This window comes from Cupriavidus sp. GW821-FHT07C08, from assembly GCF_059419025.1.
This window is the reverse complement of record NZ_JBWKQZ010000005.1, coordinates 100756-119576: the sequence shown is the minus strand read 5'-3', so window position 1 is coordinate 119576 and position 18821 is coordinate 100756. Positions and strand designations below refer to the sequence as shown.

The window sequence follows — 18821 nt, the reverse complement described above, 5'->3', positions numbered from 1 at the left end:
GCTTGCCGCCACGTCGGCCCGCCTGGCCATCACCATCATCCGCCGCCCACACAACGATCCGCGCAGATGGGCGGCGTCGCCCCCTTACCCAGCCCTTGATCCAGTGCCCCGTGCGCGCCTGCCTTGCTGACCTGAGGCGGCTGCGTACTCCCTGTCTCGCGAATCAGTGGGTCGCTCTGATACCTCCACCGGCTTTGCCCTGGCACCAAAGCGGCGATTGATATAAATCCGCATCGGCTTCTCGACGACGAAATGCAGCAGGATGGCGATGCCGACCGTCAACGCCAGCAGCAACGCTGCCTGCGCTACCCCCGGCAGGGCGGCAAGGCTCGCCATCTTGCCCCGCGCGAAGGCGAACATGTATTGCGGAATGCGCTGCACGATATAAATGCAGTAGGAGACCTCGCCGAGGAAGACGAGGCTGCGCAGCGACAGCACGCGGGTAAGAGCATCCTTTTCGTAGGAGAGGAAGAACACCAGCCCGGCCGCGCCGGCGACGAACAGGACATCCAGCCCCAGTCCGACGCCGAGCACGCAGACAGCCAGCGACAGCATGCCGCCAGCGGCGAAACCGTTGTGGCGCGGCATCGCTTCGCGCAGCCGGCAGAGCAGCACCCCCAGCAGGAATTCCGGAACCAGCCGTGCCACGCCGCCGCTCAGCGACAGATGGTCGGGCGCGGTGGCTTCCACTGCCGCGAGGGCCGCCAGGGCCAGGCAGCCGGCCATGGCGATGCGGGCCTTGTTCAGGCGTGGCGCTGCCAGCAGGAACAGCGGGAAGAAGACATAGGCAAACCATTCGGCGCTGACCGACCAGCCGACGTCATTCCACCCGCTCGGCCCGGCGTACTGCCACGCGCCCAGCATCAGCGCTTCCGGCACGAAGCTGGACAAGGTGTAGTTGCCCGTGCCGACGGTGTGCGTATGCAGGCCCAGGTCGCGGACGATCACAGCAAGCGCGAAGGCGAGCAGGCAGAAGAGGTAGACGGGGTAGATGCGGGCGATCCGCGCCACGATGAACTTTTTCCACTGCAGCTGCTGCCCCGGCGCCGGATCGTAGTTGTAGGCGAGGATGAAGCCGCTCAGGATAAAGAAGCCGTCGACGCCCAGGTAGCCATGATCGAAGTACGTGCTGGTGAAGCCGATGTTGAAGAGCATGGCGTCCGGCTCGTAGACATGGAAATAGTGCCTGCACAATACCCATAGGGCCAGGAACAGCCGCAGGCTGGTGAGTGGCTTGAATTGTTGCATCGAACGCTCCCGTTTCTGTCAATGCCGAAGCCGGCTGGTGGCCGGTCTGATAGATGTGGGTCCGCCTGTTGCTTCGGTCACCGCCGCACGCCGGCCTCGGCTGGCGATGGACCGCTGCTGGCGCAGGGTGCTATTCGGCGGGGCTTTTCGCTTCCTGGAACGCCGCCGCCGGAGGATGCGATAACACGCCGGTGCGGCTCTCGGCCAGGGGCTGCGGCACGGCGGGCGCATCGAAGGCACGGCTGCCGCCTTCCGCGGCGTGGCACCGGCTGATATGCCGCGCGATGCGGGGCGCGGCATACTTGGCGCCATAGACAAAGCGCAGTACCGGCCCAAAGCTCAGCGCCGACGCCGGTCCGGTGATATAGAGCCCCGGCATGGCGGATTCGAAGTTGCGCGACACGTCCGACCAGCCATCGACGAGCGACAGCGCGCTGACGATTTCCGGCGACAGGAAGGCATGCCTGGCCAGGTCGACCTTGAACCCGGTGGCGGCGACGACGTGGTCGCCGGTGATGGTTGCCGGTCCGTTCTCACCGCTTACCTCCAGCACCACCTCGTCGTTGCGGATCGCGACGTGCCGGACCGTGGTGTTCATCCGGAGCTCGATCTTGCCGGCCACCCGGTCACGCAGCCACCACGCCCCGGAGGGGCCGAACGAGGCCTCGGCGATGCGCTTGCGCGTTCGCTGCCCGACACCCCGGAACAGGTACGGGAACTCAGACAGGACATAGGGATACCAGCCCTGGGCCAGCCCGCCCTCGGGACGCAGCATGCGCGACAGCAGGCTGCGTCCGACCTCCGGATCTTCGTTCCAGGAAATGATGCCGCCCCGGACCAGCACGCGGACATGGGCGCCCAGTTCGTTGAACAGTGCCGCCAGGCCAAGCGCCGACTGCCCGCCGCCGACGATCACGATGCGCTTGCCCCGGGCCCATGCCAGGTTGCCGATCTCACCCGAGTGCAGCACATGCGGCCTGGGCAGCCCCTGCAGCACTGTCGGCGTCTGCTCGAACCCCTTGAGCCCGAGGGCGACCACCACGCGCCGTGCGGCCAGGGCGCTCCCGTCGCTCAGGGACAGGAGGAAGCCGTCGTCCTGGCGGCGCAACTCCGTGACGTCCACCGGGCGGACGTGGCCAACGAGCTGCGACTGGAACCAGAGCCCGTACTCGACAAACCGTTCAAGCGGCAGGCGCATGCCGATGGGGGCATAGGGCAGGTGCATGAGGCGGCAGTAATCCTCCAGCCGGTAGCCGGCGTGGGGCGCGTACAAGTCGGAGGCGAAGGCCTCCGATCGCATCAGCATCCCGGGCGGCATGAAATTGCGCCAGGCCAGCATGGGTTCCCCCAGCACCTGGTGGGGCACGCCGGCGTCGCTAAGGTGGGCCGAGATCGACAGTCCATACGGGCCCGCCCCGATAATCGCAGTGTCTGTGGTCGAGATCATTGCTGTTCCTGTTGGACCTGGTCGCGGCGCGTGGAAGGAAACCAGCCGCTCCAGTGCAGCAGGAAGCGGTCGAGCGGCATGCTCAGGCAGTAGTGCTGGATGGCAGGCAGCGGGTCATCCCAACGGAAATAACCGTCGAAAATGCGCGCGCCGTGCGGCATCAGGCTGCGCGGCGCGGAACGCAGGAAGGTCGCGCGCCAAACCGCGCCGCCGGGCGGGGGCGTGGCTGCCGGCAGGTCGGGCAGGCCCAGTTCATGCCGGTAGGCCGCCAGCGGGATATTGACCCCGCACAGCGTGGCGATTTCCTCCTGCCAGTCGATCCGTCCGACGGTCGGTTCGATCATCACGAAGCGCCGGTGGATCTCGTCCCACTTGTATTCCATGCTGCCCATGCCGTAGAAGCTGGCGCGCTCGGCGAAGGCCAGCGTGATCGGCTCCAGTTCCTCGCTGGCTTCGGGGGCCGCAACGCAGACGGCGGTGCTGCCGATTTCCGGCGGCCAGCAGGCGAGCTTCCTGCCCGTGAACACCGCCGCGGCCTTGCCATCCATGCCGCGGTAGAAGAGCGTGAAATGGATATTGCTCTGCGGGCCTTCGATCCATTCCTGCGCCACGATGCCGCCGGGGGTGCGCAGCATGGCGCGAGCGTGGGCTTGTCCCTCGGCAAGCGATTGCACGCGGATTGCGCGCTCCTTGTCTCCGGTCAGGGCCTGGCGCTTGTCGTCGGGCTTGATCACGGCGGGATAGCGCAGGCCGGACAGCAGGGGCACGTCGAGTTGTCCGTTCATGATGACCGTGCGCGGCACCGGGAAGCCGTTCTCTTCGGCAAAGCAATGGAAGGCCGACTTGCTGCTGAGCATGCGCACGCCTTGCGCCGGCGGCACGCAGAACCGGAACCATTCCGACAGCTCATCCCGGTTTTCCGAGACGCTGTGCACGGCATCCTCGTCGGTCAGGAACAGGACGGGCCGCTGGCCGAGACGCCGGGCCAGCGCAATCAGGTCTTCGGTGAATTCGCGCCCGACCAGGCTTCGAATGATGTGCCGGCGCGCATGGCGGGACCAGGACGCCGGCGTGGTGTGCCCGGTGTCTGCCAGGAGGACGGGAATCCCCTTGCCCGCCAATGACCGCACTAATCCAAGCCCGCCGAGTTCGCCGCCGACGACTACCGCCGCGGTTGTCTCTGCCGGATCCAGCGTGCTTTTCATCATGATTTCCGGGAAGTGTTAGGCGCTGCACTGAGGCCGGAAGGGGCCATAAAAAGGGCAGGAAGGGGGTGCCTGGCGCGGTCCGCACGGTCTGCCCGTCGCGTCGATACCGGTGCCCGGCATGCGCACAAGTCGACGAATGCAATCTAGATCGATGCACATGGCTTATCCGTACGAGGACACACACACCGTTTGAAGCAGCCAGCACGGTCCTGCCGTCCTGTCGACACGGGTGCCGGCAATGCGCACCGGGTCGGCACTGGCAAGCTACCGCGACGCAAACGGGTGATCCGTACGGGGGCACACACATGCCGGCTTTTCCAACACTCGCGCACGGCAGCCGGCGTCACCACAGGCCGGCTACCTACCGAAGGATGATTGCGGCTCCGCCCTAAGGCTAATGTCGGGGCGCTGCATCCCGGCGCCAAATACCAGGAGCCATTGCACCCGATTGCCAGGGAGGAAGACATGTCCTGTCTGTTGCCAGAGACCGCCGCGCGGGAGAGCCTGGTCATCATGGTCACTACAACCGAGCCCGCAGGCTGGGAGCGGTTGGTGGTGCAGCGTCTGCAAGCCTCGGGAACGTGCCGAGTGGTCGAGCGCGCGCTTGGCGCAATGAACGCGCTGGAGGAAACGAGCGGCACTGCCGATCGGGCGATGGCGCTGCAGGCGGGCGGGCCGGTGACCGCCATCGTCGACCTGACCGGCAGGCTCGATACCGGCTGGAGCCGCCACGCCGCAGAGGGCGTGTGGCGCCTGTGCGACGCGCGCGGCCTTGCCCCGGGCGACCCGCACCACGGCCTGGAGACCCACGCCAGCGGTGCCGGCATCCGCCTGCACCTGGTGGCCTGGACGCCCTCGCATGCGTTCTTGGTCGACACCGCCTCCGGCTATGCCGAACCCTGCGAGAAGGTTCGCCCCGAACGGCTTGCCGTCATGGGTGCGTCGCTGCTTGACGGCGCCCTGCGCGAGATCCGCGCCCTGGGCGGACTGTCGGGGCGCCAGGCGTGGACGGGGTGCCACGGCCGCGTGCCGGCATGGCGGCGCCTGCTCTGGCGCCTGCGCGCCCTCGGCAGTCACGCCATCATCCAGCTCAAGGGCTTCGTGCTGGTGGAGGAATGGATGGTGGGCATCGTCGAGATGGCGTTTGCCGACGCCGTGCGCGCGCAGCGCCTGCCGGTGCGCTGGCTCGGCACTCGCATGCCGTCGTACTGCTGGGCCGATCCTTTCGGCGTGCCCGGCAGTCCGGACGAGATCTATTGCGAGGAAGTCGACTTGCGGCAGAACATTGGCCGCATCGTCAGGCTCAAGCTGGACGCGCACGAGGCGCCGTCCAGCGCGGGGCAGGTCGATCTCGGGCTGCCGGGGCACCTGTCGTTCCCGTATCTGTTTCGCCATGACGGGGCGCTGTATTGCGTGGCGGAGTCTTCGCAGAGCCGGCGCTGCGTGCTGAACCGGCAGGAGGAAGGCGGGCGCTGGCAGCAGGTCGCGGTGCTGCTGGAGGACGTGGCCGCGGTCGACCCGACCATCTTCGAGCATGAAGGCCGTTTCTGGCTGTTGTACACCGACGTCGCGATGGGGCAGTTCGACAACGTATGCCTGTGCTATGCGGATAACCTACTCGGTCCCTGGCAGCCGCACCCGCAGAACCCGGTCAAGTTCGACCACGGCTCGGCGCGCGCGGCCGGCTCGGTCATGCGGGAAGCAGACGGGCTGCTGCGCGTGACGCAGGTCTGCAAGACCGGCTACGGGCAGGCCATCGCCGTCAACCGCATCGTGCACTGCACGCCCGAGTTCTATCGGGAGGAGACGGTGGGGGTCATCAGCCCGGCGGGGGATCGTGTCAACCCGCACGGCTTGCACACCTTGTCGGCGTGGGGCGGGCGCGTCGTGGTGGACGGCAAGCGCCATGGTTTCAATGGCGGCGTGCTGTGGCACAGGATCGTGTCGCGCGCCGCCCGCGCCTTGCGCCTGCCGCTGCCTACTCGAACCCCATCTCGCGCAGCATCACGGCGTTGACCTTGCGCACGTCGTACTTGGACTCGGCGATCTGGCGCGAGCGCTGGCCCATGCGCACGACTTGCTCCCAGTCCTCGATCAGCTGCATCATGGCCTGCTCCAGCGCGCCCACGGACTTGACCGGCACCAACAGGCCGTTGTCGCCGTCAACCACCGTCTCGCGGCAGCCTGGCGCATCGGTGGTGATGATGGGACGGCCCATCGCCATGGCTTCCAGCACAGAGCGCGGCGTGCCTTCACCGTAGGAAGGCAGCACGTAAACGTTGCAGCCGGCAATGGCGGGGCGCACGTCGGACAGGCGGCCGAGGAAGTCGACGGTTCCGTCCGCGACCCATGCGTCCAGCTCGTCCTGCGCGATGGCGTCGGGGCTGGCATCGATCCAGCCCACCAGGCTGAAGCGCGCACCGGCGCCGCGCGCCCGGATTCTTCGCGCGGCCTCGGCATACTCGCGCACGCCCTTGTCGCCCAGCAGGCGGGCGATCAGCAGGAAGCGCGGGCCGTCGTCGGGCAGGGGCGCGACCTCGAAGCTCGCCACGTCCACGCCGGAACCATTGACAATGCACGAACGCTTGCCGGCCGGCAGGATTTGCGCGCGGCGGAACAGCGCCTCGTCGTCGGGATTCTGGAAGAAGGTCGTATGGGCGCGGCTGAGCGCCAGCGCGTAGAGCCGCTGCACCACCGCGCGCAGCCGGCTTCTGCCGCTGTCCTCGCGAAAGGCATAGCCCAGCCCGGTGATCAGCGCGAAGCGGCGCGGCACGCGCGCCAGCCAGCCCGCCAGCATGCCGTAGATCACCGGCTTGATGGTGTAGCTCATCACGCAGGCGGGCCTGACCCGCCGCATCAGCCGATGCAGGGCGAGCAGCGTGCGCGCGTCCGCCAGCGGGTTCATCCCGGTACGCTGGAGCGGGACGTGATGCACGACCACGCCACGCGATTCCAGCGCGGCGCGCACCTGGTGCCCCGCTGGCAGGTCGGGCGCGGCGATATGCACCTCCAGGCCCTTGTCCTGCAGCGCCGCGATGAGCGGGCCGCGAAACGCGATCAGCGAGTCGGCATAGCTGGCGATCATCAGGAAACGCATGCGGGACTCCTTTCCGGTGCGGTCTGGTGCGCGAGCCATGCCTGGAACATCAGCACGCACCAGAGCTGATGCTGCCAGTTGCGCCGCCCGGAAAGATGCTCGGCCCAGCGCTTGCGTATCGGCTCCGGGTTCAGGTAGCCCTCGCGCCGCAGGCGCCGGGGATCGATCAGGTCCTCGGCCCAGTCGCGCAGCGGCCCGCGCAGCCACGCGTCGATCGGAATGCCGAAGCCCATCTTGGGCCGCTCGATCAGCGTGCGCGGCACATAGCGGTCCAGCACCTGGCGCAGCACCCATTTGGTGGTATAGCCCCGTGCTTCCCTGCGCAACTTGTAGGCCAGCGGCAGCCGCCACGCGAATTCGACCACGCGGTGGTCGAGGAACGGTATGCGGGTCTCAAGGCTGTGATGCATGGCTGCGCGGTCGACCTTGGCCAGGATGTCGTTGGGCAGGTAGCTCAGCATGTCCAGCGCCATCATCCGCTCCACGTCGGTCAAGGCGCTGAAGGCCTGCGCGCTGCCGTCCAGCACCGTGGCCGCCTCCGCGCCGCCGACGACGAGCATCTCCGGGTGGGGCCAGTGGGACACCATGCCGCGGTACAGCTCGGCCGACGAGCGCGCCGCCATGACGCCGGCGCCCTTGTGGATCTTCTCGCCCACATTGGCCCAGCGCGAGGCGACGGGGAACGCGGCTGCGATCCGGTTGATGCGGTGTGGCGGGCATCGTGTCAGGCTCCATGCCGCAGCTGCCCGTAGCGGGGCGGGAATGCGCGAGAGCCGGGGCCACAACTCGGCCGTGATCTGGTAACGGTTATAGCCGCCGAACAGTTCGTCGCCGGCGTCGCCGGAAAGCGAAACGGTGACATGCCGCCGCGCCAGCTCGCTGACCAGCAGCGTTGGGATCTGCGAAGAGTCGGCGAATGGTTCGTCGTAGATCCGGGGCAGGCCGGGGATGACCGCCATCGCATGCTCGGGCGTGACGTACAGCTCGGTATGGCTCGTGCCAAGATGCCGCGCCACCGCCTTCGCGTGTGCGGCTTCGCTGTAGTCGGAATTGTGAAAGCCAATGGAGAAGGTGCGGATAGGCTGCGACGATTGCGACTGCATCAATGCCACCACCGTCGAGGAATCGACCCCGCCGGACAGGAAGGCACCGAGCGGGACGTCCGCCATCATCTGGCGGCCTACCGCATCACGCAACAGCATCTCCAGCTGGTCCACGGCTTCGTCCGGGCTGCCGGCGAAAGGATGCTGGACGCCGTCAAGCGCGGCCCCGGCGCCGGACCAGTAGGGCCGCAGCACGGGCTCGGGCGCCCCCAGCGAGACCGTCAGCAGATGCGCCGGCAGCAGCTTGGCGACATTGTGGTAGATCGAATGGCTGCCGCTCACATTGTTGTGGCGCATATACAGGCACAGCGCGTCGCGGTTGATGCGGCCCTCGAACGCCGGATGCGGGCGCAGCGCCTTGAGTTCCGACCCGAACAGGAAGGCACGGCCCCTGCCGGTTGCCTGCCAGCCGTAGTAGAGCGGCTTTTCGCCGAGCCGGTCGCGCGCCAGTGTCAGCGTGCAGGTCCGCCGGTCCCACAGCGCAAACGCAAACATGCCCACGGCGCGCCGGACCGTGGCCTCGGCGCCCCAGGCGTCGATGCCGGCAAGCAGCGTTTCGGTGTCGGAGTGGCCGCGCCACCGGGGCGCGACGCCGGCACGCTCCAACTCGGCGCGGATGTCCAGGTGGTTGTAGATCTCGCCGTTGAAGGCAATGACATGGCGGCCGCTGGCGGCGGTCATGGGCTGGTGTCCGGCCGCGGACAGATCGACGATCGCCAGGCGGCGGTGGGCCAGCCCGAACGGCTGGTCCGGATCGCACCAGGTGTCGCCGTGGTCCGGTCCGCGGTGGCGGATCTGGTTGGCCATGTCAGCGAGCAAGGCCGCCCGGTCGGCCAGGGTGGCGGGCGAGCCGCCAAGAAATCCTGCAAATCCGCACATGGCTATGTCCCGGTTGCTCAGGCGTTCAGTGCCTGCTGCATCTGCACGTACCAAGGCATCGCCTCGGCCAGGCCGTCGCGGACGCGGTGGGTAGGCAGGTATCCCAGCAGGCGTTGTGCCTTGCCGATGTCGGCCTGGCTGTGGCGCACGTCTCCGGCCCGGAAGCCGCGATAGACCGGCTCGGTGCCGGCGGCGACGCCGTAGGGCCGCAGCCCGTCGCGAAGCAGCTCGAACAATGTGGCCAACGTGGTGCGGTCGCCGACCGCCACGTTGTAGACCTGGCTGTCCCCCTCGCAGTGGTCGCTGGCGGCGGCGAGCAGGTTGGCCTGCACGGCGTTCGCGACGTAGCAGAAATCGCGGCTGGTTTCTCCGTCGCCGTTGATGTAGACGGTTTCGTGCCGCAGCAGGGCTGCGATCCATTTGGGAATCACCGCCGCATAGGCACCATTGGGATCCTGGCGCGGCCCGAACACGTTGAAGTAGCGCAGCCCAGTGGCATGCACGCCGTAGCACCGGTGAAAGACGTCGGCGTACAGCTCGTTGGCGTACTTGGTGACCGCGTAGGGGCTCAGCGGCTTGCCGATGCGGTCTTCCACTTTCGGCAGGCCCGGGTGGTCGCCGTAGGTGCTGCTGCTCGCCGCATAGACGAAGGTACTGACCTGCGCGTCGCGGGCGGCGACCAGCAGGTTCAGGGATCCGCTGATATTGACACTGTGAGTCGCGATCGGGTCTTCCAGGCTGCGCGGCACGGAGCCGAGCGCCGCCTGGTGCAGCACGAAGTCCACCGGGTGCAGGCCGTTGGCTGCGCCCTCGCGCCCGGGCGCGCAAAAGCGCATGGCGCTGCGGCAGTGCTCGAGGTTGCGGATATCGCCTTCGATAAAGCGGAAATTGGCCCACTGCCGGGGCGACACCAGCGCCTCGACCTCGATGAGGTTGCGGCGGTGCCCGGTGGAGAAGTTGTCCAGGCCGACCACGCGCTGGTCGAGGCGCAACAGCGTTTCCAGCAGGTTGCTGCCGATGAATCCGGCGACGCCGGTGACAAGCCACGTGCGCGGCGTGGCAGCCAGGCGGGCCTTGAGGTGCGCGTAGGCGTTCTCTTGCATGGGGACGGTGGTTCCGTTGCGCCGCTTCCGGCGGGTTTTCCGTGCGTGGCCGCAAGGCGGCTACAGGCGTGCGTCGATTTCGCTCCTCGGCAGGATGCCCTTGACGTCGAACAGCACCGCATGCGCCTTGCCGAGGGCCTTGATCGCCCGCACGCCCATGGTGACGAACTGGTGGTGCGCGACCGCCAGCACGATGGCGTCGTACTGGTCGTTGCGCGGGGCCTCGCGCAGGCAGGACAGGCCGTATTCGTGCTCGGCGTCTTCGATATTGATCCACGGGTCGTAGACATCGACCTGGGCGTTGTAGCTGCGTAGCGTGGTCACGATGTCCACGGCCTTGGTGTTGCGCACGTCAGGGCAGTTCTCCTTGAACGTCAGGCCGAGCACCAGCACGCGGCTGTCGAGCACCGGAATGCCCCGGCGCAGCATCAGCTTCACCACCTCGTCGGCAACGTGGATCGCCATCTTGTCGTTGATGCGTCGGCCTGCCAGGATGACCTGCGGGTGATAGCCGACCTCCTGCGCCTTGTGCGTCAGATAGTAGGGATCGACCCCGATGCAGTGCCCGCCGACCAGGCCCGGGCGGAACGGCAGGAAATTCCACTTGGTGCCGGCGGCCCGCAGCACTTCGAGCGTGTCGATGCCCAGCTTGTGGAACAGCAGGCTGAGTTCGTTCATCAGCGCGATGTTGACATCGCGCTGGGTGTTCTCGATGACCTTGGCGGCCTCCGCCACGCGGATGCTGCTGGCGCGGTGCGTGCCGGCCACGATGATCCTGCCGTAGAGCTTGTCGATGGCCTCGCTCGCCTCGGGCGTGCTGCCGCTGGTGACCTTGCGGATATCCGGCAGCCGGTGCTCCTTGTCGCCGGGGTTGATGCGCTCCGGGCTGTAGCCGCAGAAGAAGTCCACGTTGAACTTCAGGCCGCTGTGCCTCTCCAGCACCGGCACGCAGATTTCCTCGGTGGCGCCCGGGTAGACGGTCGATTCGTAGATCACCACGGCGCCCGGCGCCATCGCCCTGCCCACGGTCTCGCTCGCCAGGATCAGTGGCGTCAGGTCGGGGCGCTTGGCCCGGTCCACCGGTGTGGGCACGGTCACGATAAAGACCTGGCAGTCCCTCAGCGCTTCGGGATCGTTGCTGTAGCGCAGGTGGTGCGCGCTGCGCAGCTCGTCCGGGCCGACCTCCAGCGTGGCGTCGTGGCCGGCGCGCAGTGCTTCGATGCGTGCGGCATTGACGTCGAAGCCCAGCACGGGCTGCTGCTTGCCGAACTCCACCGCGAGCGGCAGGCCGACATAGCCCAGCCCTATGATGGCGACTTGTGCGTGACTGAGTTCCATGACCGTGATCTTCCGAGTAGTCGAGCCTGTCGTCGTCGGCATGGAAAGGCAGACTCGTTGAAATTATCGTGCGTGGGCGGCGTGCCGTGCGCGGCGGTTCGTGTCTTGGCGTACACAAGCCCGCAGCCGTGCGGCAGTGGTAGTCCGCGTCATGCCATGCCGATTTCGCTGGTGGTGGTTTCTCCGGATGTGCCGGACAGCAGGCGTTCCCAGTGCGTGCCGATTTCGCCCGGCGTGAACCTTTGTGCGTGACGGCGGCCCGCTTCGGACAGGCGGGCCGCCAGTTCGGGACTGGTGATGACCGCCGCGATCCCACGCGCCAGCGCGGCGGGGTCGTCGACCGGACTGAGCTGGGCGTTTTCTCCGTGAGTGAGCATGGCCTTCACCCCGGTCTCGCAGTTGGTGGCGACCACCGGCAGGCCATATGCCATCGCCTCCAGCAACACCAGCGAAAAGCCTTCAAAGCGGGAACTGAGGCACAAGAGAGAGGCGTCGCGGTACACCGACTCGATATCGCTGCGTGCCGGTTCGATGTGTACGCAGTCCTGCAGGCAGAGCCGGTCGCGCAGCTGTGTCAGGGATTCGAGCAACTCGCCGTTGCCCACGATCCGCAGCCGCCAGTCCGGAAACGCCCTGGCGATGGGCACCCACGCTTGCAGCAGCACGTCGAAGCCCTTGACGTCGGCCAGGCGCCCCACGGCAACAGCGGTGCGGGACGTGCGCGCAGCCGGCTCGGCGGGGATGGGGAAGGTCAGGATATTGGGGATGACGTCGATATTGGTGCAATGCAGGCTGCGTACCCATTTCTCGCGGTCCAGCTCGGTCAGCACCACGATCCGCTCGCAGGTGCGTGCGGCGAGGCGGCGCGCGATGCTGCGCAGCGGCAGGCCCAGGTCCTGGTCGAAGTTGCAATGCTCCCAGGCAATGCGGCGCATGCCCAGCCCCAGGCATGCCGGCAGGGTGAACAGCGTCAGCAAGGGGTCGACTTCCACCAGCACGGCAATCTTGTGCTGCCGGAGGTAGCGCCGCAGGCGCGCGATGGTGGGCAGGAATTGCGAACGGAAGGAAGGGCGCCGATCGAACAGGGCGTCGTGCCGGACCGCCGGATCGAGCCGGAAGCAGCTGCGCGGATCGCACAGGCTGAGGATGTGGATGTCGTGGCCGCGCCGCGCCAGCTCGTTCGCCACCGTGGCGGCCATGCGCTCGGCCCCGCCGAATACGTTCAGCGTGCCGGTCAGGAAGCAGATCGCCGGCGCCGTCGTCGCGTCGGCGCCCTGGTGCCGGCCCGGGCTACTGGTAGCGCGCGGCCGCATCGGTGGCCTCCACGTGTGGCGCCGCGCCGGCGCTGGCGAGCCTTGCATACAGACGCAGCCACTCGCGGGCAATGACCTCGATGTTGAATGCCGCCGCGATATGCTGGTGCCGCGCCGCTTCGTCGGCAGGCTCACCGCGCCCGTGCGCGACCGCGTCGCGAATGGCGCGCGCCAATGCCGCGGTATCGCCACGAGGGACCAGGGTGCCGATGGTGCCGAGCATGGCCGGGACGCCCGAGGCATCCGTGGCGACCACCGGGCATCCGCACGCCAACGCTTCGCCCACGACCAGCGGCATCCCTTCGATCAGGGACGACAGCACGAACAGATCCGCCGCATTCAGCAGCGCCGGCACGTCCGCCCGCTGGCCCAGCAGACGCACGCGCCCGCTCAGCCCGTGCTGTGCGATGCGCTGCGCCAGGGCATCGCGCAGCGGCCCGTCGCCAGCGATCATCAGCACCTTGCCGGGCCCGGGGCAGGCCTGCGCGAAGGCATCGATGAGGTCGGCCTGGGCCTTGTCCTGCACCAGCCGGCCCACGTTGAGGACGAAACGGTCGCCCGGGCCCAGGCCGAGTTCGGCGCGGGTGGCGGCGCGCTGTCCAGCGCTGGGGCGGTAGCGGGTGGTATCGAAGCCGTTGGGCACGTAGATGATGCGCGACTCGGGGGTAGCCCGCACCTCGATCATGCGCTGCCGGCCTTCGTCGCTGACCTGGGTGGTGAGGTCGCCCCAGCGGTCGGTGAGGCGGTACGCCAGCATGCGCCAGCGGCTGCCCTCCATGTAGTTGTGCGCCGTGCAGATCGTGGCGGGGACCGGGCACACGCGTGTCAGCAGGCGCGCGACCAGGTTGGCGTGAACCATGTGGGCATGGATGACGTCGGGGCGCCAGCGCAGCACGAAGCGCCGGATCTGCATGAGTGTGGCCAGCAATGCCAGCGGGGTCTTGCGTATCGCCAGCATCAGGGTTTCGACGCCTTGCGGAAGCTTCACCTCGCAGCCCGGCATCAGGCTGATCACTGAGACCGCGTGTCCCAGCGACAGGTACTGGCGCGCGAGCGCGGCCACCTGCTGTTCCGCGCCCCCCATCTGCAGGCAGGTGATGAGCAGGGTGATCCGCATTGGCCCGGCTGGCTTTCCGGATTGGCTCTGGTCCATCCTGTCTCCTCGGCATGGTTGATGCGGTCCCAGGCACGCTACCGCTGCCTGAGCGCGGCATCTGTTCGGCGTCGAACGCAGGCGCTTGCCCCCTGCGCCATGACGGCCGGCGAGGTTCTGTGGTGTACGACACGTTCCCGCGCGCTCGGGTGGTTCACAGGGGCGGGCGAATCGGATTTCATATCTCCTGTACATGGCACAGGCGGCGGGAATCGATCATGAAGCGCGTTCTGGATGTTGTCCTCACGTCGGTGGCGCTGGTGGTGCTGGCGCTGCCCTTGCTGGTCGTGATGGGGCTGGTTCGCTGGAAGCTTGGCGGTCCGGTCTTCTTCCGGCAGACGCGGGCAGGCCTCGACGGCAAGCCCTTCGAAGTCATCAAGTTCCGCACCATGACCGATGAGCGCGGTCCCGATGGCGAACTGCTGCCCGACGCGCAACGGATCACGCCGTTCGGCTGGATGATCCGGCGCACCAGCATCGACGAGTTGCCAGAGCTCTGGTGCGTCCTGAAGGGCGAGATGAGCCTGGTCGGGCCGCGCCCGCTGCCCACGTTCTACCTGCCCCTCTACTCGCCGGAACAGGCGCGGCGGCTGCTGGTCCTGCCGGGCATCACGGGCTGGGCGCAGGTCAACGGGCGCAATTCGCTGAGCTGGGAGGAGAAGTTCCGGCTGGACGTCTGGTACGTGGATCACCAGTCGTTCTGGCTCGATCTCAGGATCCTGTGGCGAACCATCGGCACGGTGCTGGCCAAGGAAGACATCAGTGCCGCCGGCGAAGTCTCGGCGACCCGCTTCTGCGGGAGCAAGGAGGCGCCATAGACGCCATGGATGCCATCGGCGCCGTGGCCCGCACCGCAACCCCTGGGGAATAGCCAATGCTCGATACCGGATTCTCGCCCTGGCCCAGCTTCAGCCGCGAAGAGGCGCAGGCAGTGCAGCGCGTGCTGCTCTCGAACCGTGTCAACTACTGGACCGGCACCGAGTGCCGCGACTTCGAAAAGGAGTTCGCGGCATGGTGCGGCGCCGAGTACGCCGTCACCCTGGCGAACGGCACGCTGGCGCTTGACGTGGCGCTGCATGCGCTGGACATCGGGCCTGGCGACGAGGTGGTCGTCGCGCCCCGCACTTTCCTGGCCAGCGTTTCGTGCGTCATCAATGCGGGGGCGAAGCCGGTGTTCGCGGACGTCGACCCGGACAGCGGCAACCTCAGCGCCGACACCATCGCGGCCGCGCTGACGCCGCGCACGCGCGCCGTCATCTGCGTGCACCTGGCCGGCATGCCGTGCGACATGGACCCCATCATGGCGCTGGCGCGCGAGCACGGCTTCAAGGTGATCGAGGACTGCGCGCAGGCGCACGGCGCCGTCTACAAGGGACGCATGGTCGGCACCATCGGCCATATCGGGGCCTGGTCCTTCTGCCAGGACAAGATCATGACCACAGGGGGCGAGGGAGGCATGGTCACCACTGACGATCGTGAGCTGTGGTCGCACATGTGGTCGTACAAGGATCACGGCAAGAGCTGGGAGGCCATGCATGGCCGCGCGCATCCGCCGGGCTTCCGCTGGGTGCACGACGCCTTCGGCACCAACTGGCGCATGACCGAGATGCAGGCCGCGATCGGCCGCATCCAGTTGCGGCGCATGGCTGACTGGCACGAGCGGCGCACCGCCAACGCCATGGCGCTGGCGGATGCGCTTGGTGCTTGCGATGCCCTGCACGTGCCGCTGCCGCCCGCCGGGATCGAGCATGCCTGGTACAAGTTCTATGCATTCGTGCAGCCCAGGGGCCTCGCCGAGGGCTGGAGCCGCGACAGCATCATGGCTGCCATCAACGCCGCCGGCGTGCCCTGCTATGCGGGCATCTGTGCCGAGGTCTACCTCGAGAAGGCCTTCGACGGCACCGGATTGCGCCCGCCCGCACGGCTGCCGGCAGCGCGCGCGCTGGGCGAGACCAGCCTGATGTTCCTCGTGCATCCCACGCTGACGGATGACGAAGTGCGCATGACCGGGCAGGTGGTGCGCAGCGTGATGCAACAGGCAACGCGCGTGGCGGCTTGATGGCGACTTTCCTGTGGAACCACTACCTCTATTTCGGCGAAAGCCGCGTGGCATTGCCGCTGGTGGCCTGGGTCGCGGTCTGCTTCGTCGTGGCCGGGCAAGGCTGGCGCGCGTTGCGCTGGGCGGTCTCGTTCGGCGTCGGCGGCGCATTGCTGATGGCGGCCAAGTCCGCGTTCAGCTACGCCGGCTGGTCCCTTCCGACCATCGGCGTCTACAGCGTCAGTGGGCACGCCATGCTGACCGCCGCGGTGTACCCGGTGCTGCTGATGCTGCTGGGTTCCGTGCTGGGCAGGCAGATGGCATGGCTCGGACTGGCGACTGGGGTGGGGCTGGCCTTGTTCATGCCCGTGGTGCTGGTGACGGATTTTCACCATACGATCGGTGAGTCGCTTGTCGGGCTGGGTGTCGGCTTTGCCGTTGCCGGGGTGACCCTGTGGCGCTGGCAGCCGGTTGGCTTTCTGCACGTCGGCGCGACCGTGGCATTGCTGGTACCGGTGGCGCTGTTGTTCGACCCGCGCGACGCCGTCGAAGACTTGCAGGGCGCGTTGCGCAGCCGCGTCATGCTCTGGACTGGAGCGACCGGCGAATACTGGCGCAGCATCGACCCGGATCCGGCAACGGGAAGGCGGGTCATCTCCGTCGGGTTTTGGAGTGAGAGAGATACGTCAGGGCAGGTCCCCCATCGGCGCCGGCATCACAGCACATGGCCGTCGTATGAAGTCCTCATTGAGCGCGCTGGACGGCACCCATGAAATCTGCCACGGAATTCGGCTCATTCTTCCCGCTCGACTCCGCCGTCCCCCTGGGCGGTGAGGCCTGGCTGCGCCCGGGCGACCTGCTGACCGGCACCGGCCGCGATGCGCTGCGCGCGATGGTGGCGCAAGGGCGCTCGCGCGGATGGCGGCGGCTCTATGCGCCCAGCTACTACTGCCATGCGGTGCTGGACGACATCGCCGGCGACATCGACGTGCGCATGTATCCGCATGCCCCGTTCGGCGGCCCGGCGCAGCTTGCGCTGGCCGACGACGAGGCCGCGATCGTTCCCGAATACTTTGGCCTGCAGGCCGAGGTGGAGGTGCAGGGCGGCAGCGTCCTGCTCGACCGCTCCCACGACCTGCTCGCCACCTGGTCCTACGCGCGGGCGCCGGACTATGTGTTTGCGTCGCTGCGCAAGACCCTGCCGGTGCCCGATGGGGGACTGGTGCGGCCGCCGCCCGGGCAGCCGTTTGCAGGTTCGCTTGCGCCCACGCCGACACATGTGCGCGCCGCCGCCAGCATGGCCGCGGCCATGGCGATGAAGGCGGCGTACCTGGCCGGCGCGCAGGTCGCCAAGGCGGCCTACCTGGCGCTGGCCGCCGAGGCCGAGGACAATCTGCGCAGCGATGCCGAGATCTCCGGGCCATCGGCGCTGACGCGCGTGCTGGCACCAGCCGTCGATCTTGGCTGGATGCGGCAGCGGCGGCAGGAGAACCTGGCGCTGCTGGCCCGCTGTTTCGCCGCCCCGCACGCCGCCCCGCACGCCGGCCTGCCCGCCGGCATGCAATGGCGGGAAACGCCGGCCTTTGGCATCCTGCTGTGCGCCGATGCGCCGCAGCGCGAGCGCGTCCGGCAACGGCTGATCGGCGCGGATGTCTATCCCGCGGTGCTCTGGCCCATGACCTGGCCCGGCGTCCCCGACGACAACCGCCGCCTGTCCGGGCGCATACTGGTCCTTCATGCCGATTACCGCTACGGCCCGCACGACATCGGGCGCCTCGGCGAGATCATCCTGCAGATCGCCGCCAGCATTGCAGCAAATCCCGATACTTCCGACGAGGACCGACGATGATGAAGATCAATCTGCTGGAGACCTCCAGCGCCGAGTGGCTCGACGTGCTGCAGCGTTGCCGGCACGACAGCCACCATATGCCGGGATGGCTGCGGGCGGCGCAACATGAAGGCAGTGGCAAGGCGTTCGCCGTCCATGTCATGGATGACGGCCATGAACTGTTCGTGCCGCTGCTGAACCGCGACATCAACGGCAAGGACTGGGATGCAAGCTCGCCCTACGGGTTTGCCGGCCCAGTCGTCAGCGACGACGCGCCGGACGGGTTCGTTGACACCGCCTTGTCCGAGGCCCTGGAACTGCTGCGCGGGCGCGGCTGTGTTTCATGCTTCATCCGGCTGAATCCGATTGTCAACGCGCCATGGCGCAGCGCCGTCGGCACGCTGATTGATCATGGCATGACGATCTCGATCGACCTCTCCAAGAGCGAGGCCGAGCATTGGCACGACACCTCGCACGGGCACAGGCTGGAGATCTCCAAGGCCATGCGCGCGGGGGTCACGGTGCGGCTGGACGAGACGCTGGAAACGCTGCCGCATTTCATCCGTCTCTACAACGCATCGATGGACCGGCTGCGTGCTTCCGACTACTACTTCTTCGACGACGCTTACCACTACACCCTGGCCCGCGAGCTCGGCGACCGGCTGCGGCTGTTCGTGGCGGAGGAGGATGGCGTCATCATCGGCGGCGCGACCGTCACTGTGTCTGACGGCACCGGCATTCTGCAGGGCCACTTGATGGGTATCGACGCACGCTACCGGCACCGTCAGCCCAGCAAGATCATGCTGCACGCCATCCGGCAGTGGGGACGGGAGCAGGGCTACCGCTATTACCACCTTGGTGGAGGCCTCGGCGGCTCGGCCGAGGATTCGCTGTTCCGCTTCAAGCGCGGGTTCTCGCCGGACACCCATGTATTCCGCACGCAGCGGGTGGTAGTGGATCCCGGCAAGTACCTGGCGCTGTGCGACGGCACGCCCTCGGTGCTTGAGGATCTGAGCGGATACTTCCCTGCCTATCGACGGTAGGCCCGGCAGGGCCCGGGCACGGA

The 18821-nt window shown here is 67.7% G+C and carries 15 protein-coding genes; 6 read left to right on the top strand and 9 right to left on the bottom strand.

What is annotated here, in order from left to right:
* Positions 1 to 84: 84 nt before the first annotated feature.
* The 3 genes from AC07UK_RS08860 to AC07UK_RS08850 all read right to left on the bottom strand — a co-directional run bounded on the left by AC07UK_RS08860 (position 85) and on the right by AC07UK_RS08850 (position 3903).
* Positions 85 to 1248 carry an acyltransferase family protein gene (locus AC07UK_RS08860; RefSeq protein ID WP_494685859.1) on the bottom strand — a complete coding sequence of 388 codons (1164 nt, stop codon included), beginning with the start codon at positions 1246 to 1248 and terminating at the stop codon, positions 85 to 87.
* A gap of 130 nt (positions 1249 to 1378) precedes the next feature.
* Positions 1379 to 2695, bottom strand: coding sequence for an NAD(P)-binding domain-containing protein (locus tag AC07UK_RS08855; protein WP_436224507.1), 1317 nt, complete (start codon positions 2693 to 2695; stop codon positions 1379 to 1381).
* Positions 2692 to 3903 (bottom strand): carboxylate--amine ligase, encoded by a 1212-nt coding sequence (locus tag AC07UK_RS08850; RefSeq protein ID WP_013951744.1) that lies wholly within the window; start codon positions 3901 to 3903, stop codon positions 2692 to 2694. The genes AC07UK_RS08855 and AC07UK_RS08850 overlap by 4 nt, the downstream gene beginning before the upstream one ends.
* Before the next feature lie 465 nt (positions 3904 to 4368).
* Here AC07UK_RS08850 and AC07UK_RS08845 point away from each other — a divergent pair, with 465 nt between their 5' ends.
* Positions 4369 to 5919 (top strand): glucosamine inositolphosphorylceramide transferase family protein, encoded by a 1551-nt coding sequence (locus AC07UK_RS08845; protein ID WP_494685858.1) that lies wholly within the window; start codon positions 4369 to 4371, stop codon positions 5917 to 5919.
* Here AC07UK_RS08845 and AC07UK_RS08840 read toward each other — a convergent pair.
* From AC07UK_RS08840 to AC07UK_RS08815, 6 genes are all read right to left on the bottom strand, one after another.
* Positions 5882 to 7000, bottom strand: coding sequence for a glycosyltransferase family 4 protein (locus AC07UK_RS08840; protein WP_436224505.1), 1119 nt, complete (start codon positions 6998 to 7000; stop codon positions 5882 to 5884). The two genes, AC07UK_RS08845 and AC07UK_RS08840, sit on opposite strands and share 38 nt — an antisense overlap.
* Positions 6988 to 8982 (bottom strand): asparagine synthase (glutamine-hydrolyzing), encoded by a 1995-nt coding sequence (asnB, locus tag AC07UK_RS08835; RefSeq protein WP_494685857.1) that lies wholly within the window; start codon positions 8980 to 8982, stop codon positions 6988 to 6990. The genes AC07UK_RS08840 and asnB overlap by 13 nt, the downstream gene beginning before the upstream one ends.
* Positions 8983 to 8999: 17 nt before the next feature.
* Positions 9000 to 10085: an NAD-dependent epimerase/dehydratase family protein gene (locus AC07UK_RS08830; protein ID WP_494685856.1), complete on the bottom strand. Its 1086-nt coding sequence runs from the start codon at positions 10083 to 10085 to the stop codon at positions 9000 to 9002.
* 60 nt (positions 10086 to 10145) lie between these two features.
* The gene (locus tag AC07UK_RS08825) at positions 10146 to 11423 is read right to left on the bottom strand and encodes a nucleotide sugar dehydrogenase (protein WP_228772429.1); all 1278 of its coding nucleotides are present in this window, start codon (positions 11421 to 11423) and stop codon (positions 10146 to 10148) included.
* A gap of 149 nt (positions 11424 to 11572) precedes the next feature.
* Positions 11573 to 12736, bottom strand: coding sequence for a glycosyltransferase family 4 protein (locus AC07UK_RS08820; RefSeq protein ID WP_494685855.1), 1164 nt, complete (start codon positions 12734 to 12736; stop codon positions 11573 to 11575).
* Complete coding sequence (locus tag AC07UK_RS08815; protein WP_494685854.1) at positions 12714 to 13889, bottom strand: glycosyltransferase; 1176 nt, start codon at positions 13887 to 13889, stop codon at positions 12714 to 12716. The genes AC07UK_RS08820 and AC07UK_RS08815 overlap by 23 nt, the downstream gene beginning before the upstream one ends.
* A 218-nt stretch (positions 13890 to 14107) precedes the next feature.
* On the opposite strand from AC07UK_RS08815, the gene AC07UK_RS08810 reads away from it, so the two are divergent.
* The 5 genes from AC07UK_RS08810 to AC07UK_RS08790 are packed head-to-tail and all read left to right on the top strand — an operon-like array spanning position 14108 to position 18798.
* Entirely contained in the window at positions 14108 to 14707 is a 600-nt protein-coding gene (locus AC07UK_RS08810) for a sugar transferase (protein WP_013951752.1), read from the top strand.
* Positions 14708 to 14763: 56 nt separating this feature from the next.
* Complete coding sequence (locus AC07UK_RS08805) at positions 14764 to 15948, top strand: DegT/DnrJ/EryC1/StrS family aminotransferase (protein WP_114136263.1); 1185 nt, start codon at positions 14764 to 14766, stop codon at positions 15946 to 15948.
* The gene (locus AC07UK_RS08800) at positions 15948 to 16700 is read left to right on the top strand and encodes a phosphatase (RefSeq protein ID WP_114136252.1); all 753 of its coding nucleotides are present in this window, start codon (positions 15948 to 15950) and stop codon (positions 16698 to 16700) included. The genes AC07UK_RS08805 and AC07UK_RS08800 overlap by 1 nt, the downstream gene beginning before the upstream one ends.
* Positions 16697 to 17776, top strand: a complete 1080-nt coding sequence (locus AC07UK_RS08795) for a hypothetical protein (protein WP_494685853.1) — start codon at positions 16697 to 16699, stop codon at positions 17774 to 17776. The genes AC07UK_RS08800 and AC07UK_RS08795 overlap by 4 nt, the downstream gene beginning before the upstream one ends.
* Entirely contained in the window at positions 17773 to 18798 is a 1026-nt protein-coding gene (locus AC07UK_RS08790; RefSeq protein ID WP_494685852.1) for a GNAT family N-acetyltransferase, read from the top strand. Before AC07UK_RS08795 ends, AC07UK_RS08790 begins: the two co-directional genes overlap by 4 nt.
* The last annotated feature ends 23 nt before the right edge of the window (positions 18799 to 18821 follow it).

Coding starts and splice junctions, on each gene's coding strand:
- AC07UK_RS08815 (WP_494685854.1), bottom strand. CDS start 13,889: ATGGACCAGAGCCAATCCGGAAAGCCAGCCGGGCCAATGCGGATCACC.
- AC07UK_RS08855 (WP_436224507.1), bottom strand. CDS start 2,695: ATGATCTCGACCACAGACACTGCGATTATCGGGGCGGGCCCGTATGGA.
- AC07UK_RS08845 (WP_494685858.1), top strand. CDS start 4,369: ATGTCCTGTCTGTTGCCAGAGACCGCCGCGCGGGAGAGCCTGGTCATC.
- AC07UK_RS08810 (WP_013951752.1), top strand. CDS start 14,108: ATGAAGCGCGTTCTGGATGTTGTCCTCACGTCGGTGGCGCTGGTGGTG.
- AC07UK_RS08840 (WP_436224505.1), bottom strand. CDS start 7,000: ATGCGTTTCCTGATGATCGCCAGCTATGCCGACTCGCTGATCGCGTTT.
- AC07UK_RS08820 (WP_494685855.1), bottom strand. CDS start 12,736: ATGCGGCCGCGCGCTACCAGTAGCCCGGGCCGGCACCAGGGCGCCGAC.
- AC07UK_RS08850 (WP_013951744.1), bottom strand. CDS start 3,903: ATGATGAAAAGCACGCTGGATCCGGCAGAGACAACCGCGGCGGTAGTC.
- AC07UK_RS08830 (WP_494685856.1), bottom strand. CDS start 10,085: ATGCAAGAGAACGCCTACGCGCACCTCAAGGCCCGCCTGGCTGCCACG.
- AC07UK_RS08800 (WP_114136252.1), top strand. CDS start 15,948: ATGGCGACTTTCCTGTGGAACCACTACCTCTATTTCGGCGAAAGCCGC.
- asnB (WP_494685857.1), bottom strand. CDS start 8,982: ATGTGCGGATTTGCAGGATTTCTTGGCGGCTCGCCCGCCACCCTGGCC.
- AC07UK_RS08790 (WP_494685852.1), top strand. CDS start 17,773: ATGATGAAGATCAATCTGCTGGAGACCTCCAGCGCCGAGTGGCTCGAC.
- AC07UK_RS08860 (WP_494685859.1), bottom strand. CDS start 1,248: ATGCAACAATTCAAGCCACTCACCAGCCTGCGGCTGTTCCTGGCCCTA.
- AC07UK_RS08805 (WP_114136263.1), top strand. CDS start 14,764: ATGCTCGATACCGGATTCTCGCCCTGGCCCAGCTTCAGCCGCGAAGAG.
- AC07UK_RS08825 (WP_228772429.1), bottom strand. CDS start 11,423: ATGGAACTCAGTCACGCACAAGTCGCCATCATAGGGCTGGGCTATGTC.
- AC07UK_RS08795 (WP_494685853.1), top strand. CDS start 16,697: ATGAAATCTGCCACGGAATTCGGCTCATTCTTCCCGCTCGACTCCGCC.